At 55.8% G+C, this 17,439-nt stretch carries 14 protein-coding genes; 7 read left to right on the top strand and 7 right to left on the bottom strand.

Going from position 1 to position 17,439, the window contains the following annotated elements; all coding sequences use genetic code 11:
• Positions 1-13 precede the first annotated feature (13 nt).
• The 6 genes from aroE to BLV48_RS14530 all read right to left on the bottom strand — a co-directional run bounded on the left by aroE (position 14) and on the right by BLV48_RS14530 (position 5,807).
• Entirely contained in the window at positions 14-844 is an 831-nt protein-coding gene (gene aroE / locus BLV48_RS14505) for a shikimate dehydrogenase (RefSeq protein ID WP_091827505.1), read from the bottom strand.
• 1 nt (position 845) lies between these two features.
• Positions 846-1,760, bottom strand: a complete 915-nt coding sequence (gene hemF, locus BLV48_RS14510; protein ID WP_091827506.1) for an oxygen-dependent coproporphyrinogen oxidase — start codon at positions 1,758-1,760, stop codon at positions 846-848.
• 186 nt (positions 1,761-1,946) lie between these two features.
• Positions 1,947-3,011 carry a 5-(carboxyamino)imidazole ribonucleotide synthase gene (purK, locus tag BLV48_RS14515; protein WP_091827507.1) on the bottom strand — a complete coding sequence of 355 codons (1,065 nt, stop codon included), beginning with the start codon at positions 3,009-3,011 and terminating at the stop codon, positions 1,947-1,949.
• Between the two features lie 3 nt (positions 3,012-3,014).
• Positions 3,015-3,503, bottom strand: coding sequence for a 5-(carboxyamino)imidazole ribonucleotide mutase (gene purE, locus BLV48_RS14520; RefSeq protein ID WP_091827508.1), 489 nt, complete (start codon positions 3,501-3,503; stop codon positions 3,015-3,017).
• Between the two features lie 138 nt (positions 3,504-3,641).
• The gene (gene dprA, locus BLV48_RS14525; RefSeq protein WP_091827509.1) at positions 3,642-4,754 is read right to left on the bottom strand and encodes a DNA-processing protein DprA; all 1,113 of its coding nucleotides are present in this window, start codon (positions 4,752-4,754) and stop codon (positions 3,642-3,644) included.
• 12 nt (positions 4,755-4,766) lie between these two features.
• Positions 4,767-5,807 (bottom strand): LysM peptidoglycan-binding domain-containing protein, encoded by a 1,041-nt coding sequence (locus BLV48_RS14530; RefSeq protein WP_091827510.1) that lies wholly within the window; start codon positions 5,805-5,807, stop codon positions 4,767-4,769.
• Between the two features lie 162 nt (positions 5,808-5,969).
• Between BLV48_RS14530 and def the strand changes: the two genes are divergently transcribed.
• The 5 genes from def (at position 5,970) to BLV48_RS14555 (ending at position 11,656) form a co-directional block, all read left to right on the top strand.
• A complete protein-coding gene (def, locus tag BLV48_RS14535; RefSeq protein WP_091827511.1) occupies positions 5,970-6,485 on the top strand; it encodes a peptide deformylase in 516 nt (171 codons plus the stop codon).
• A 62-nt stretch (positions 6,486-6,547) separates the two neighbouring features.
• Entirely contained in the window at positions 6,548-7,501 is a 954-nt protein-coding gene (gene fmt, locus BLV48_RS14540) for a methionyl-tRNA formyltransferase (protein ID WP_091827512.1), read from the top strand.
• Positions 7,494-8,822, top strand: a complete 1,329-nt coding sequence (gene rsmB, locus BLV48_RS14545; protein ID WP_217633029.1) for a 16S rRNA (cytosine(967)-C(5))-methyltransferase RsmB — start codon at positions 7,494-7,496, stop codon at positions 8,820-8,822. The genes fmt and rsmB overlap by 8 nt, the downstream gene beginning before the upstream one ends.
• On the top strand, positions 8,819-10,198 hold the full coding sequence (gene trkA / locus BLV48_RS14550) for a Trk system potassium transporter TrkA (RefSeq protein WP_091827513.1): 1,380 nt from the start codon (positions 8,819-8,821) through the stop codon (positions 10,196-10,198). Before rsmB ends, trkA begins: the two co-directional genes overlap by 4 nt.
• A gap of 9 nt (positions 10,199-10,207) precedes the next feature.
• On the top strand, positions 10,208-11,656 hold the full coding sequence (locus BLV48_RS14555) for a TrkH family potassium uptake protein (protein WP_091827514.1): 1,449 nt from the start codon (positions 10,208-10,210) through the stop codon (positions 11,654-11,656).
• Here BLV48_RS14555 and BLV48_RS14560 read toward each other — a convergent pair whose 3' ends face one another.
• Positions 11,657-12,553 carry a lysophospholipid acyltransferase family protein gene (locus BLV48_RS14560; protein ID WP_091827551.1) on the bottom strand — a complete coding sequence of 299 codons (897 nt, stop codon included), beginning with the start codon at positions 12,551-12,553 and terminating at the stop codon, positions 11,657-11,659.
• A 176-nt stretch (positions 12,554-12,729) separates the two neighbouring features.
• Between BLV48_RS14560 and glyQ the strand changes: the two genes are divergently transcribed.
• The gene (gene glyQ / locus BLV48_RS14565; RefSeq protein WP_091827515.1) at positions 12,730-13,695 is read left to right on the top strand and encodes a glycine--tRNA ligase subunit alpha; all 966 of its coding nucleotides are present in this window, start codon (positions 12,730-12,732) and stop codon (positions 13,693-13,695) included.
• Positions 13,695-15,743, top strand: a complete 2,049-nt coding sequence (glyS, locus tag BLV48_RS14570; protein ID WP_091827516.1) for a glycine--tRNA ligase subunit beta — start codon at positions 13,695-13,697, stop codon at positions 15,741-15,743. The genes glyQ and glyS overlap by 1 nt, the downstream gene beginning before the upstream one ends.
• Positions 15,744-17,439: the final 1,696 nt, after the last annotated feature.

Raw genomic sequence — 17,439 nt, forward strand, 5'->3', positions numbered from 1 at the left:
AAGGCTTTGAAATTCAGTGGGCTGTCAGAGACTCGCGCAGCGCCTGAATAACAGGAGCCGTATCGGGACGCACACCGCGCCAGATCAGGAAAGCTTCAGCGGCCTGCTCAACCAGCATCCCAAGACCGTCCATGACCCGGCCCGCGCCTTGGGCCTGTGCCCAACGGCAGAACGGAGTGGACTCGGCGCCATACATCATGTCATAGCAGGCTGTGTGAGCACTTACTGTCGCTTCGGGAACTGGCGGCAGCTCTCCCTGCAGGCTGGCAGAGGTGCCGTTGATGATCAAATCAAAGGCAGTCGCCGGAATGGCATCAAAACCACAGCCCATTACACCTGCGGCCGAATCAAACAACTGCGCCAGTGTTTCGGCTCTGGCAGAGGTGCGATTGGCGATCAGGATAGACCTAGCACCCGCAGCCAGCAGCGGCTGCAATACGCCACGAACGGCGCCACCGGCACCGAGGATCAGCACCCGAGCACCCTCCAGGTCGACTTCATTATTGTCGGCCAGATCACGCACCAGACCGACTCCATCGGTGTTGTCACCGGCAAGGCGGCCATCTTCGAGGCGATACAGGGTATTGACCGCGCCCGCCAGCTCAGCGCGTTCACTGCGCCACTGAGCCAATGCCCATGCCCGTTCCTTGAACGGCACCGTGATATTCAATCCCTTGCCATTGCCCTGCAAAAAATCCTCAACTGCCGCTTCAAACGCATCCTCATTAATACGCTCGGCGCTGTAGCTCAAATCCTGTGCCGTTTGATGCGCGAAACGAGCATGAATCTGAGGTGATTTGCTGTGGGCTATCGGATTGCCAAACACGGCGTAGCGGTCGGTCATGTTATACATCCAGCCAGTTTCGCGGTTTCAGGTAACGTTCATAGAGCACGGCTTCCTCGGTGTCAGGCTCAGGCTGCCAGTTGTAGTCCCAGCGCACCTCCGGCGGCAACGACATCAGGATAGACTCGGTGCGCCCCCCAGACTGCAACCCGAAGAGGGTTCCACGGTCATATACGAGGTTGAACTCCACATAGCGGCCACGTCGGTGCAGCTGAAAATCACGCTGCCGCTCACCATATGGCATATCCTTGCGTTTTTCGATGATCGGCACGATCGCCGGTACATAGGCATCGCCGATGGCTCGCATCAAGCCAAAACTGTCGTCAAAGCCCAGCTCATTAAGGTCATCAAAAAACAGACCGCCGATACCACGTGGCTCCTGACGGTGCTTGAGGTAAAAATAGTCATCACACCACTGCTTGAAACGCGGATAGATATCGTCACCGAAAGGAGCACAGGCGTCGTGCGCGACCTGATGCCAGTGTCGACAGTCATCGTCGTTGCCGTAATAGGGAGTCAGATCGAAGCCACCGCCAAACCACCAGACCGGCGCTTCTCCTTCCTTTTCGGCAATAAAAAAGCGCACGTTGGCATGGGAAGTGGGTACATAGGGGTTGTGAGGATGGATGACCAGTGACACACCCATCGCCTCGAAGCTGCGACCGGCCAGCTCTGGACGGTGAGCCGTTGCTGAGCCCGGCAACGCCTTGCCATAAACGTGAGAAAAATTGACCCCGCCTTTTTCAATCACGCCGCCCTGACTGATTACTCGACTGCGACCACCGCCGCCTTCGGCACGTTCCCAGCTGTCCTCAACGAATCGCGCCTTGCCATCAGCCTGCTCCAAAGCAGCACAGATACGCTCCTGCAGATCGAGCAGATAACGTTTTACTTCTTGGGTATCAGGGACGGACATATATAATCTCCATTCTCAAGAAAGTAAGTATTTACTTTCGCTATAGAGCTTTAAATTTAGAGTCTCATCGTAATAAAAAGACTGAGCAGGCAAAAAAAGGGCGCACACCTTATAAAACAATACCCATAGGCGTAGTCAACACTTACTTCGCCTACAGGCCTTTATAGAAAAGCCTGGATGAATAGCTCAACTTGCCAGCTGAGCCAGCGCCCATTCGGCAACCACGCTGTCTTCTTCATCCAGCTGAGCACCCAGCGCCTGCAAGCTTTCAGCAAGAGTAGGCACATCAGGCCGACAGATGTTGACGTGACCTACCTTGCGCCCCGGACGGATCTCTTTGCCGTACCAGTGTACATGCGCACCCTGTACGCTCAGCCATTCGGGCTTCCAGTTGCGACCAAGCAGGTTGTACATAACCGAGACACCGCTGACTTCGGGGGTGATCAGCGGCAATCCTGCCAGCGCGCGCAGGTGCAGCTCAAACTGGCTGGTGCTGGCACCTTCCTGAGTCCAGTGACCGGAGTTGTGCACTCTGGGTGCCAACTCGTTGACCAGCAACTTGCCGTCCACTACAAAACACTCCATCGCCATCACACCGATGTAGCCTTCGTCATCCATGATGCGACCCAGCCAAGCTTCGGCATCACGCTGCTGTTCGGCGGGTATGGGCAGGCCGGCAATGCTGGCACGCAAAATGCCGTCCTGGTGCCAGTTGCAGGTAAGGGGGTAGAACACTTTTTCACCTGCGGCATTGCGGGCACCGACCAGTGAAACCTCATGGCTGAACGGAATCATCGCCTCGGCAATGCACTCACCTGCCCACTCGGCTTCAGGTTGATTGCCTTTCTGCCAGCGCCACTGACCACGACCGTCATAGCCACCACGGCGGCGTTTGACGATAACGCGTTCGCCAACCGACTCCAGCTGTGCCTGCAGATCATCGCCTTCGAGGGACAACCAGGGGGAGGTCGGTACCTGCAGACGATCGAGCAGCGACTTCTGCCGCTGACGGTCGATCACCATATGCAGGGCAACCTTGTTGCGAAAGTTGGGGTGCTGTTTAAGCTGCAAGCCGCTGACGCTGTCAGACCAGTGTTCGATCTCAACCGTGATCACATCATCCGCACGCAGTTCCAGCTGCACGTCAGCGTTGGGATCAACCGGCATCACTTCCAGTTGTATGGGTGCACCGGCCTGCTGCAACATCTGGCCCAACTGGCCGTTACCGGCTACGACGATTCGTGGCAGCATCACTCAACCTCGCGGATCGGGATTATCAAGTACGGTTTGTGTCTGAGCCTGACGCCAGTCTGCCAGGCGCTGTCCCAGCGCGGAATCTCGAGTCGCCAGAATCTGGGCGGCCAGCAGACCGGCATTGAAGGCACCGGCACCACCGATGGCCAGAGTACCGACCGGTACGCCTCGCGGCATCTGCACAATCGACAACAGGCTGTCCTGACCGTTGAGCGCCTTGCTTTGAACCGGAACACCCAGCACCGGCACCAGCGTCTTGGCGGCAATCATCCCGGGCAGGTGGGCAGCGCCACCCGCACCGGCAATGATCACCTCAATACCGTTGGCAGCCGCGGTTTCGGCAAAGCGGAACATTTTGTCAGGGGTGCGATGGGCTGACACCACTTCTGTGTGATACTCGACACCCAGGGTGTCCAGAATTGTTGCCGCCTCTTCCATGGTGGGCCAGTCTGAACGTGATCCCATCACGATCGCCACTTTTGCGCTCATCGGTTATCTACTCCCGTCATCACTCTGACAGCACCGGCCGCCTGGCGGCTCCGGTACAATCCGGTCGGGTTTTCCGGCCGGACCGGAAAACGGAAAGGCGGAATTATAGCAAGCACTGAGGCAAAATTCCCCACTGGATCAGCGGATACGACACACCCGCGAGGCGGTCAGTTCTATCAGACCTTCCAGTTGCAGCTGCATCAGCAGCGCCTGCAGGCGAGGCAGGGGCAAATCAGACTGGCCGGCCAGCGTATCCAGCCAGATCGGTTCCCAAGGAATTTTTTGCAACAGCTGCTGCAACTCAGGTGCCAATGGCGAGCTTTGCGAAGAAGCCTGATGACGAGTCGGCTCTTGTACCAACAGCCCCAGAATACTGCCCACCTGTTCAACCACGTGGTCAATCGTTTCAACCAGCGTGGCTCCCTCCCGAATCAGCGCGTGGCAGCCACGGCTCAGCGGGTTGTGGATAGAGCCCGGGATGGCAAACACTTCGCGCCCCTGTTCCAGGGCTTGTCGCGCGGTGATCAGGGAACCGCTGCGCAACGCAGCCTCCACCACCAGCGTACCGATTGACAGGCCACTGATAATTCGATTTCGACGTGGGAAGTGCCCCGGCAGCGGTGCTGTTCCTGGCGGGTATTCCGATACCAGCACACCGCCGCTGGCCAGAATCTGCTCTGACAGCCGTTGATGGCGCCGCGGATAGATGCGATCGACCCCGGTCCCGAGTACGGCAACGGTGGCACTATCAACATCCAAACATGCCTGATGTGCCGCCGCATCAATCCCCAGTGCAAGGCCGCTACAGGCGATGACACCGGACTGCGCAAGTGCGGAGGCAAAATCATATGCCAGTTGTACGCCACTTCGACTGGCATGCCGACTGCCGACAATGCCCAACTGCGGCACATTCAGTGCTGCCACTTCCCCCTTGATCCACAGTACCAGCGGTGGGTCTGGAATAGCCGCCAACAACTCGGGGTAATCGGCGTGGCTGAACCCCAACACCTTAATGCCTAGTGTATCAGCCTGCTGCAAGAGCTGATCCGCCTCAGTGAATCGGGCGCCTTGATATTGGAACTGGTGTATCGCCTCGAGCGTATCGCGGCGTAACCGAATGGTGGAGGGCAGGGCGATTTCGGCTCTGAGCAGCCGTGTGATGCAGACACCTTCCTGGCGGAGTCGCGCCAGCGTTGCCGGGCCAATACCCGGCAGTTGGCTGGCAGCGATCCACTCCCTTGGATCGCTCATAACTACTGTTCCTTAACGTCCCGGGGCGCGCAACTCGTCGCCGACAGAGATCACATTGGTCGCCTTGAGTACCAGACCGTAGCTGACACGCTCGAACGCCTTGAACACCATCAGCTCACCGGCACGCTCTGCCGGCAGCGCAACAACTTCTTCCGTCACCGGATCCTTAACCAGCTCGCCTTTTTTGTAAACCGCGAATACATGGCCAGGCTCAACACCATCCGCTGCACCGAAGCTCAGTGCCACGGCGTCAAATTGACCAACCTTAGCGACACCACCCAGTACATCAATGATAACAGCGTCGGTCAGATCAGGGCCCGGCTGAGGGTGGAAGATTGACTGAATTCGCTCTTCTCCACTGGGCAGCAGGCGATCCAGTTTACGCACCTCTTCACGGCTGTTACGAAGATCCAGTGTCAGGATGTCCTCATCTCGAGATGTAATCTGCGCATCTGCCACCTTGTACAGCTCGAAGCCCAAGAACTCACCGGTTACAGGATGATGGTATTCACGCGCCGGACGATAAAGGCTCTGGATCTGGATATTTTCATCTACAGGTATGCCACGGGCGTACACGCGATCACCTGCCCCGGCGATAATGCTCTCGTTGCGACCACCGATAACATAGGGAGCTGTTTCAACCACATCCTGCTCTGTCACAATATTGTCGTTCAGGAAGCTTGCGATATCGCGCAGCGGAATCGCCGGAATCGGCTGGTCCAGAGGCTGGACCCTAACCTGCGGGCTCAGTTTGCGAACACCGCGCCTGACGCCCAGTCGCGGCTGGCCATCAACCCATGTCAGGTAAACCACATCGCCTGGATAGATCAGGTGAGGGTTGTCAATCTGCGGGTTAACATCCCACACTTCGGGCCAGCGCCAGGGGCTCTGCAGAAACCGGCCTGAAATGTGCCAAAGAGTGTCTCCCTTGACTACAACATATTCTGTCGGGTGCCCATCCTGGAGCTGTATCCGGTCGGCACGTTCCGCTGCGGTCGCGACACCCGCCCATAACAGGCAGGCCCCGACCAAGCCATAAAGCAATCCTCTCATTCTTCCGCTCCCTTGTAGTTTCTGGCCCGGGCAACCCGCCACACAAGCGTGCTTGAAGGCCGCAAAGCAATGCATCAGGCAAGTTATTCAGTATAATGATGGCAGATCAAACTTTTTGCCACTAAACAGCCGGATTTTAACCTCCGACAAAGCAGATTACCTATGGCCAAGCTCAATATTCTTGAATTTCCTGATCCGCGTCTACGCACCATCGCGGAATCCGTCGAACAGGTTGATGATACGATCCGTCAACTGGTCGATGATATGTTTGAAACCATGTATGACGCCCCGGGTATCGGCCTTGCCGCCACTCAGGTTAATGTACACAAGCGTGTCGTCACCATCGATATCTCTGAAGATGGCAGTGAGCCTCTGGTGCTGATCAACCCGGAGTTCACCGTATTGCAGGATGAATTGGAGCAGATGCAGGAAGGCTGCCTCTCTGTACCCGGTTTCTACGAGGATGTTGAGCGTCCCAATCGCATCCTGCTTAAAGCGCTGGACCGTGACGGCAACCCTTATGAGCTGGAAGCGGAAGGGCTGCTGGCCGTGTGTATCCAGCACGAACTGGATCATCTCAACGGCAAGTTGTTCGTAGATTACCTGACTGCGCTCAAACGCAATCGCATTCGCGGCAAGCTGGAGAAAAAGCACCGGCTTGAAGCCCATCAGGCCTGATCCGGCCACGTGTTCTTAAACAGGTTTGCACACGCAAGCCTGTTTTTGTATGGAGCCCAACCATGAGTGATACACCGCTGCGCATCATCTTTGCCGGCACCCCCGATTTCGCCGCCAGCTGTCTGGATGCCCTGCTCAAGACCAAACACAACATTGTGGCAGTTTATACTCAGCCGGACCGCCCGGCAGGGCGTGGCCGCAAGCTGCGTCCCGGCCCGGTCAAGGCACTGGCTCAACAGCATGACCTGCCGGTATTTCAACCTCTGTCACTCAAGGACCCGACTGAGCAACAGGCACTGCGCGAACTGAACGCAGACCTGATGGTGGTAGTGGCATACGGCTTACTGCTGCCACAGGCAGTTCTGGATGCACCACGTCTGGGTTGCATCAACGTACACGCATCTCTGCTGCCGCGCTGGCGCGGGGCCGCTCCGATTCATCGCGCCCTTCTGGCTGGTGACAACACAACCGGGATTACCATCATGCAGATGGACGCCGGCCTTGATACCGGTGACATGCTGAGCAAGGTTGAATGCCCGATTCTGGCTGACGATACCAGCGGGAGCCTGCATGATCGTCTGGCCGACCTTGGGGCGAGAGCACTGGTGGAGTGTCTTACACCTCTTGCAGCCGGCACACTTGTTCCGGAAGTGCAGGATGGCAGCCAGGCCTGCTATGCACACAAGCTGGAAAAGCAGGAAGCACAGATCGACTGGTCGCAACCTGCAGAGCTTATCGTACGCTGTGTACGTGGTTTCAACCCATGGCCGGTGGCGTATACCCGCCTTGGCGATGACAACCTTCGAGTGTGGGCCGCTACCGCGGACCTCCACGAAACTGCCGCAGCCGTACCCGGCACCATTGTCGAATCCTCTGCCGACACCGTACGCGTGGCCACCGGCAAAGGCAGTGTATTACTGACTGAACTGCAGCTGCCCGGTGGCAAGCCACAACCGATCAAAACGCTCATGAACGCCCATCAGGCACGCTTTGCTACTGGAGTTAAACTTGGCTGATTCCATCAACGTCCGAGCGCTGGCCGCCAAGGTACTGGCCCCCTTGCTGCGTCAGCATGGTTCCCTCAGCAGCCATCTGCCCGATGCCCTGCAGCACTGCCCAGAACAGGACCGAGCCCTGTTACAGCAACTCTGCTTCGGCACCATGCGAGAACTGTTCCGGCTTGAGGTAATTGCCGACAGCCTGTTGAAAAAACCCTTTCAGGACCGTGACTATGAGCTGCAGGCCCTGCTGTTAATCGGGCTATGGCAGTTGCGCCACAGCCGCATTCCAGCTCATGCCGCGCTGAACGAGACCGTGGATGCCACATCAGCACTCAACCATGACTGGGCCCGCAAGCTGATCAACGCGGTACTGCGTCGCTACCAGCGTGAAGCTGGACAGCTTGAAGCAGGGTTTGCAGACAATCCACAGTTCCACTGGAACCACCCGCAATGGATGATCAGCAAACTGGAGCACAACTGGCCTGAACACTGGCAGGGAATTCTTGCTGCCAATGACCAGCAGGCCCCCATGACCCTCAGGGTTAATAAGCGCCAACTTACACTGGAGAGCGCGCAAAGAAAGCTACAGGGCGCAGAGATACCCGCTCAACAGGGCCATTTCAGTGATACCGCACTGGTGCTTGAGCACGCCGTAGATGTACGCCGTATTCCCGGTTTCGATCAGGGCTGGTTCAGCGTACAGGATGAAGCCGCTCAGTTGTCAGCCGGGCTTCTGGACGCAAGAGCAGGGCAGCGCGTATTGGATGCATGCGCCGCACCTGGTGGCAAACTGTGCCACCTTCTTGAGGCCACACCCGGCCTGCAGGATGTTGTCGCCGTCGAACTGGAACCCGCACGAGCACAACGCATTACCGATAACCTTATGCGCCTGGGACTGGAGCTTGAATGCCGACTGCTGACCGCTGACGCGACCAGTCAGGACTGGTGGGACCGACAACCCTTTGACCGCATTCTGATCGATGCACCCTGCAGTGGCACCGGTGTAATTCGCCGTCACCCCGATATCAAGCTGTTGCGCCGTGGCGAAGACATTAACGCACTGGCACAGGTACAACTCAGCATCCTCAGCAACCTCTGGCCGATGCTGGCACCGGGAGGACGCCTGGTGTACGCCACTTGCTCGGTATTCAGCCAGGAGAATGAGCGCATCATTGAGCGCTTCATCAAACAGCACCCTGATGCATGCCATGTGCCGATTAATGCCAGCTGGGGCATATCAAGGCCTTACGGCCGCCAGCTGTTTCCTCAGCCTGGCAGCCATGATGGCTTCTATTATGCTGTTCTGACCAAAACGGAGGAGCGCATAGCCTCATGAAGATCATCATTCTGGGTGCCGGCCAGGTGGGCGGATCTCTGGCTGAACACCTTGCCAACGAAGCCAATGACATCACCGTTATTGATACAGATACAGCTCGCCTGCGTGAACTTCAGGATCGGCTTGATATTCGCACAGTAGAGGGCAAGGCTTCCTATCCATCCATACTGGACCAGGCCGGCGCACAGGATGCCGACATGTTGATTGCGGTCACCAACAGCGACGAGGTCAATATGATCGCCTGTCAGATCGCTCGTGGACTGTTCAACATCCCGACCAAAATTGCGCGCGTGCGTGAGCACGATTACCTGCAGAAAGATCACGCCATCTTCAGCAGCGACAAGGGGATTCCGGTTGATGTTCTGATCAGCCCAGAAGAGCTGGTGACCCAACACATCAAGCGTATGATCCAGTACCCCGGTGCACTTCAGGTATTGGACTTTGCGGGCGGGCAGGCCCAGCTGGTAGCGGTCAAGGCCTACTATGGCGGCCCACTGGTAGGGCGTGAAATATCCTTCCTGCGTTCGCACATGCCTAATATCGACACACGTGTTGCCGCTATTTTTCGTCAGGACCACCCCATGATCCCCAAGGGGGACACCGTCATTGAAGCCGATGACGAAGTGTTCTTCATCGCGGCACGGCGCGATATCCGTGCAGTGATGAGCGAGCTACGCCGCCTGGACCGCTCCTACAAACGCATCATCATTGCCGGTGGCGGCAATATCGGCGCTCGCCTGGCAAGCTCTATTGAAAATGACTACCAGGTCAAGTTGATCGAACGCAACCTGTCACGCTGCAATCTGTTGGCACGCGACCTCAACAACACCATTGTGCTGCACGGCAGTGCCTCCGATCGTGATCTTCTGATTGAGGAAAACATCGAAGACACGGATGTGTTCTGCGCCCTGACCAACGACGATGAAGCCAACATCATGGCCTCCATGCTGGCCAAACGCCTGGGGGCACGCACAGTGATGACCCTGATTAACAATCCTGCCTATGTCGATCTGGTGCAGGGCGGCGTTATCGATATCGCCATATCACCGCAGCAAACCACCATTGGCGCACTTCTTACACATGTCCGCCGTGGTGATGTAGCAGCCGTGCATTCGCTGCGTCGCGGCGCCGCTGAAGCACTGGAAGCGGTTGCTCATGGTGACCGCAAGAGCTCCAAAGTGGTTGGGCGCGCAATTGAGGAGATCGATCTGCCACCGGGTACCACGATCGGTGCCATCATACGTGGCAATGAAGTCTTGATCGCCCACGACGATCTGATCATCGAGAACGATGATCATGTCATTCTGTTTTTGGTCGATAAACGGCGTATTGCGGAAGTCGAGCGCCTGTTCCAGGTAGGCCTGGCTTTCTTCTGAGGCGACAGTATGCATTTTCATGTCATTTTACGGATCCTCGGCATACTGCTGATGATCTTCAGCATCACCCAGCTGCCACCTCTGGGGGTGTCGCTGTTCTATGAGGATTCCACACACTGGGCGTTCATCTCCGCCTTTGCCATTACGCTGGCGACCGGCTTTATCATCTGGGTACCGGTTTACACCGCCAAGCAGGAGCTCAGTATCCGTGATGGTTTTCTTGTTACCGTACTTTTCTGGACGGTGCTGGGGGTGTTCGGTTCGTTGCCACTGATGCTGGCCGAGTCACCGGGACTGACAGCGGTTGATGCCGTTTTCGAATCGATTTCAGGCCTGACGACTACAGGTGCCACCGTCATGACAGGGCTGGATAAATTACCGCACTCCATTCTCTATTATCGCCAGCAGCTTCAATGGCTGGGTGGCATGGGGATTATCGTGCTGGCAGTTGCCATTCTCCCCATGCTGGGTATCGGGGGCATGCAGCTCTACCGCGCCGAGGCTCCGGGGCCGGTCAAGGACAACAAACTGACACCACGCATCACGGAAACCGCAAAGGCACTCTGGTATATCTACCTGTCCCTGACCATCGCCTGCGCAGCGGCATATTGGCTTGCTGGCATGACGCCGTTCGATGCCATCGGCCACAGCTTTTCCACGGTCGCCATCGGTGGCTTTTCCACCCATGACGCCAGTATTGGCCATTTCGACAGCGCCATCATCGAGTCCATCGGCATCTTTTTCATGGTGGTAGCCGGCATCAACTTTGGCCTGCACTTTTTTGCCTGGCGGCACCATACGCTGACACACTATCTGAAAGATCCCGAGGTACAGTTTTACCTGTCATTGCTCGGTCTTGTGATCCTGCTGACACTGTTTGTGCTGGTAATGACTCACACCTATCCTGCGGTAGAAGCTCTGCGCAAAGCCGCTTTCATGGTGGTTTCCGTTGCCACGACTACCGGCTATGCCACGGCAGATTTTGCTCACTGGCCTGCCATGCTACCGTTCATGCTGTTTGTATTGGCTTTCGTAGGGGGCTGTGCCAGTTCGACCGCCGGTGGCATGAAGGCGATTCGTGTCCTGTTGATACTGAAGCAGGGCTACCGTGAGATTCTGCGCCTGATTCATCCCAACGCTGTCATTCCAGTCAAGCTCGGACAGAGACCCATTCCGGATCGCATTTTACAGGCAGTGTGGGGGTTCTTTTCAGTCTATCTGATCGTATTCGTGGTCATGCTGATCGCACTGCTGGCAACCGGGCTGGACCAGATCACCGCCTGGTCAGCCGTAGGTGCAACCCTCAATAACCTGGGCCCCGGGCTGGGCGACGTATCCGCTCATTTCGGAGGACTCAACCCCACCGCAAAATGGATCCTGTGTCTGGCGATGCTGCTGGGCCGTCTTGAAGTATTCACCATGCTGGTACTGTTCACGCCTGCCTTCTGGCGCCGGTGATCAGTCGTAAAAGCGTGGCATACCTTCAGGCTGATGACTGAAGCGGCGGTACTCCCATTGATATTGGGCGGGCAGGGCGCGAACACAGGCTTCCACCGAGCGGTTCATGGCCGTGGCAGCCTGTATCAAATCCTTGCTGTTGATCTCATGTTCAGCCCGCCGAAAATGCAGATCAAACCCCTCAGCCTGCGGCAGACGCTCGGCATAGCCACAAATTACGACCGCACCGGTCTGAGCAGCCAACTGCGGCAGCAGCTTCATAGTCAGAGCCTGATTGCCAAAAAAAGGCACATGAATTCCGCCGCTGGCCTCCGGCTCCTGATCCGGCAGAATACCCACCATTTCACCACGTCGCAGTGCCTTCATCACCATTCGCACACCCCGAGTATCGGCCGGGGCCATCCGGGTGCCCAGCCGCGCCCGCATGCGCTTGATCAGGTCATCCATAAGCTTAAGTCGCGGCGGCTTATACATGGCAGTAAAGGGATAGTGGGCCGACAGCCACAGATTAAGCACCTCCCAGTTGCCCAGGTGAGGGGCTATCAGGATGACACCTTTGCCCTGTGCAACCGCCTCACTGACGATCTCTTTGTTATGAATTTGACGTATTTTTTTCAGCGTGCGCTTGGCCGGCCATAGCCAGGCCATCCCCATTTCACATAGTGAACAACCCGTTTGCCTCAAACTTTCATGCACCAGTTGGTCCTGTGCATCCGAGTCCAGCTCAGGAAAGCAGCGGCTGATATTGCGCCGAGTCTGGAACGTCATCTTGGCCTTTTCGCCCTTGCGCCACTGCCGATTCCCGAGCCATCGCCCCAGCCCCTGAGAGGCTTTTAATGGCAGCAGGGACAGCAACCCAAGCACCAGAACCGCCAGTATCGCCTTGACCTGTTTCAATTCGCTCTCCGTCACATTCATATACTGAGTCGATGATTATAAATCACCGGCATGGTTGATGGCGAAAATGCACGCTTATGATGCGACTGAGTCACTCATTCAGTAGCCGTGCAACAGGTCATAAAACCTGCAGATCATGTATAATTCGGCTCTTATTTCGACCACATCCAACAACAATGGTGATTTCCGTGACTGACAAGGTGACTCCAGACGTTAGCACATTCCAGGGACTGATCCTGGCCCTGCAACAATACTGGGCCGAACAGGGCTGTGTCATCGTGCAGCCACTGGACCTGGAGGTGGGCGCCGGTACCTTCCACCCCTGTACGTTCCTGCGCGCCATCGGCCCCGAGACCTGGCGCTCTGCCTACGTACAGCCAAGCCGCCGTCCAACTGATGGCCGTTATGGTGAAAACCCCAACCGCCTGCAACACTACTACCAGTTCCAGACTGTGCTCAAACCCTCTCCCGACAACATTCAGGAACTGTATCTCGGTTCACTTGAGCGGCTGGGGATCGATCTGTCGATCCATGATGTGCGCTTTGTCGAAGACAACTGGGAATCACCAACGCTTGGAGCGTGGGGCCTGGGCTGGGAAGTATGGCTCAATGGTATGGAAGTAACACAGTTCACGTACTTCCAGCAGGCCGGCGGCCTTGAATGCTATCCGGTCACCGGTGAAATCACCTACGGGCTTGAGCGCATTGCCATGTACCTGCAGGACGTAGACAGCATCTATGACCTGGTCTGGGCACGCTACCCGGATGGCAGCACCGTCAGTTATGGTGACGTATTCCATCAGAACGAAGTGGAGATGTCGGCTTACAACTTTGAACATGCTGATGTACCGGCGCTGTTCCGCAACTTTGACCACTACGAATCCGAATGCCAGAAATTGCTGGCTGCCGACCTGCCGCTGCCAGCCTATGAGATGGTGCTGAAGGCCTCACATACATTCAACCTGCTCGATGCTCGTCACGCCATCTCCGTTACCGAGCGCCAGCGTTATATTCTGCGTGTCCGTACGCTGGCCCGTGATGTCGCCAGTGCCTATTTCGAGAAGCGCCGCGCACTTGGTTTCCCGCTGGCCCCTGAAGCGATCCGGGCAGAAGTCCTGTCTGCCTGCGAGGAGGATAAATAATGTCTCAGCATGATTTCCTGGTTGAACTGGGCACCGAAGAGCTGCCACCCAAGGCGCTGAAAACTCTTTCTGATGCGTTCCTTAGCGGCATCACTTCAGGCCTTGATGCAGCCGGCATCACCTATACGACCGCAACACCTTTTGCGTCACCACGCCGCCTGGCCGTTCTGATCAGCAACATCCAGCCACAGCAGCCCGACCGCAGCATTGAAAAGCGCGGCCCGGCCACTCAGGCACCCGAGAAGGCCGTGCAGGGTTTTGCAGGCTCCTGCGGCGTCAGCACCGACCAACTCGAAGTGATGGAGACACCCAAAGGCAGCTACTACGTCTATCGCGGCGTGGAGAAAGGGCAGAGCACCGCTGCTCTGCTGCCTGAAATCATCAGTGAATCCCTGCACAAACTGCCCATCCCCAAACGCATGCGCTGGGGCTCTTCCCGCACCGAATTTGTACGCCCGGTCAAATGGCTTGTCATGCTGTTGGGTGATGAGGTTGTTGATGCCGAAGTACTCGGCCTCAAGGCTGGACGCAAGACCCGAGGCCACCGCTTCCACTACAATCATGAGATCGAGATCATGGTGCCGGCCGACTACCAGCAGACGCTGCTGGATACCGGCAAGGTCATTGCTGACTTCGCTGCCCGCCGTGAAATAATCCGCGAACAGGTCATCCGTGAAGGCGAGCGCATCGGCGGTACAGCCCAGATTGATGAGGATCTTCTAGATGAAGTAACAGCGCTGAACGAGTGGCCCGTCGCCTTGACCGGTCGTTTTGAAGAGCGCTTCCTTGACGTTCCAGCCGAAGCCCTGATCTCCTCCATGAAGGAAAATCAGAAGTACTTCCACGCGCTGGACGCCGAAGGCAAACTAATGCCTTACTTCATCACACTGGCCAACATTGAATCCAAAGACCCACAGCAGGTTATAGAGGGTAACGAGAAAGTTATTCGTCCACGCCTTGCAGATGCCGCATTCTTCTTTGATACCGACAAGAAGCAGCCGCTTGAGGCCCGCATCGAGAAGCTCAAGAGTGTTGTTTTCCAGCAGCAACTCGGCACCATTTATGAGAAAACTCAACGCATCGAAGGACTCGCAGCCGCCATTGCCAATCTGATTGGTGGCGACAGCCAGTATGCTCAGCGCGCTGCCTCTTTGAGCAAGTGCGACCTGATGACAGACATGGTGTTTGAATTCACTGAACTGCAGGGCCTGATGGGCTATCACTATGCACTGCATGATGGCGAGGCCGAAGAGGTCGCACAGGCACTGGACGAGCAGTACATGCCCCGTTTTGCCGGCGATAACCTGCCTTCGACTCGTACCGGTATTGCACTGGCCATCGCTGACCGACTGGACACACTGACCGGTCTGTTTGGCATTAACCAGCCGCCTACCGGTTCAAAGGATCCCTTCGCCCTGCGGCGTGCCGCCCTGGGTGTTCTGCGTATCATTGTTGAGCATAAACTCGACATTGATCTGCACGAACTGCTCAGCATCGCTGTTGCTCAGCACAAAGATCTTCCCGCTGCCGACGGCCTAGCGGATCGGGTGCTTGATTTCATGCTCGACCGCTTCCGCGCATGGTACGATGATCGTGGCATCAGCGCCGAAACGTTCCTTGCGGTGCATGCACTTCGGCCCACCAGCCCACTGGACTTTGATCGCCGTATTGATGCCGTTAACCACTTCCGCAACCTACCGGAAGCGGCAGCACTGGCCTCTGCCAACAAGCGAGTCAGCAATATCCTGACAAAGCAGGGCGGCGACATTTCTACTGACACAAACCCTTCACTGCTGCATGAACAGGCTGAACGTGAGCTTTGTGAGCAGCTTGATGCGATTGAGCGCGAAATCACACCTCTGTTTGAACGTGGTGAATACCGAAACGCACTTGAGCGCCTGGCTCAGCTGCGCCAGAGTGTCGATAACTTCTTTGATCAGGTAATGGTGATGGCGGATGATGAAGCGCTCAAACTTAATCGCCTTGCCTTGCTGGCCCGCCTTCGCCGGCTATTCCTTGGTGTTGCCGATATATCATTGCTTGGCTAAACCTTAGGCATAATCTACAAACCCCGCATTGCGGGGTTTTTTTTGCTTCGCACTTAATGTTTCACGTGGAACATGTTAGCGCCATGACAGTAGCTAACTTGTCTACAGTTCGTCCTGGAACCTGGCAAAACATGCACACCATGGTTTGCTTCTCTATGCATACATATCAAATCTTTCTTAGCGCTGTCACGCAGTTGACCGGATATTCACCACACTCCACTTACCGTTTGCGCTTGCAGAGCTGCAACATTATTTCAAATACCTGGTACCAGAACATAGGCAGTCGCCGGCCAGTTGTCGGTTGTATCCTATAGCTATGCATTTATTTTACTTGACGGAATTGAGTTAAGATCCTTGTGACGTTCCATTATTGCTGCAAAAACAACTACAGAAGCTCCCAGACCTACACAACAATGATCCAGTAGCCAGTAAATACTTTTGGTAGTTGTATCAATGATTTTCATTGGTGTTATTAAAGCTTTCACAGGCTGGTCTGCCGATCAGTGACTAATCTCTGTACAGATTCGACATTGACAACATGCTTCTGATGCTGCGAGCTGAATAGGGTGCCCACGTGATCCCTACGTATCACTTGCAGCGTGTCAGCTGGCAATACCGATAAGGCCGCCAACCATCATCGTCTAGCCGGTCCAGGTAAAGTCGACCATGCGCTGCCTGCATTGATGCGTCAAGCCTGAACTTTCCGTGCATGGAAGATGACCCGTAACTGCGTAACTCTGGAACAGCCCGAACAACCGCTCGTACTTACGGTTAAAGCGCGCGTTACAGAAGTGGCATTACCTACCTCCTCAGCATGGGGGACCACTTCGCTGCAGTGGGTAGCGATTTGATATCCGGCCCGACTACGTCTCGTATTTGATGATAATGAACCTCTGAGCAAGGATGAGTTGCAGCAGGAAGCGGCATTCCGTCTTGGAAGCGTCTGGGTCTAGTGCTTTCAAAGCATGGAAACAGACCGAAAGCTGCCCTTGGATTTGAGTGTGTCTGGACGAAGAATAATTTTGATCAATGATCTTCCGGCAATCGTGGACACGTGGGAGCACTTTAGAAACCGGGAGGTTGATACCGTTATGGGAAGGCATGGTAGCGTTGCGTTGGGAACGCTGACGTAAGTGCAACAGCCGCCTGTGCCTGGTCCGCAGGATTGACGAACAGGGGCTACAAATCTTCACGATACGGTCATCGACATGCACACACTCTAGCCGACCGTGCGCATACAATCACGCGGACAACAGCGGTGAGTTCGTCGAACACAAGATCACCATCCCAAATAGTGTTCGAGGAATACCCTCAGGCTGTATAGAAGGGTGTCGCATTTCAGAGTTAGATTAGCGCGCTATGAAACAGTTGAGGCTTTGGAACTCCATCACCACTCTGCAATTTTAGTCCTATAGATAGTGACCAGATCACATAGCAAAAGCCAATCACCCTAACAAGCCACGCTTAAGATGCGAAACCAATGTTTCACGTGAAACATAAACAATGCCTCACATTTCGTGAGATCACATGGTGCTTTATTCCAGCTTGAATACGATGGGCACTGATGATAAACATCATGATGTTGGCGTAGCAGCTAGGCTGAATATCTAGACGTTCACCGTAGACTTCAAACTTAATCTATCCGATAAGGATCGCAAAGCTAGAGTAACAGCAACTGGATCGGGGCACACTGATT

This window comes from Marinobacterium iners DSM 11526 (genome assembly GCF_900107855.1).
Classification (GTDB): domain Bacteria; phylum Pseudomonadota; class Gammaproteobacteria; order Pseudomonadales; family Balneatricaceae; genus Marinobacterium; species Marinobacterium iners.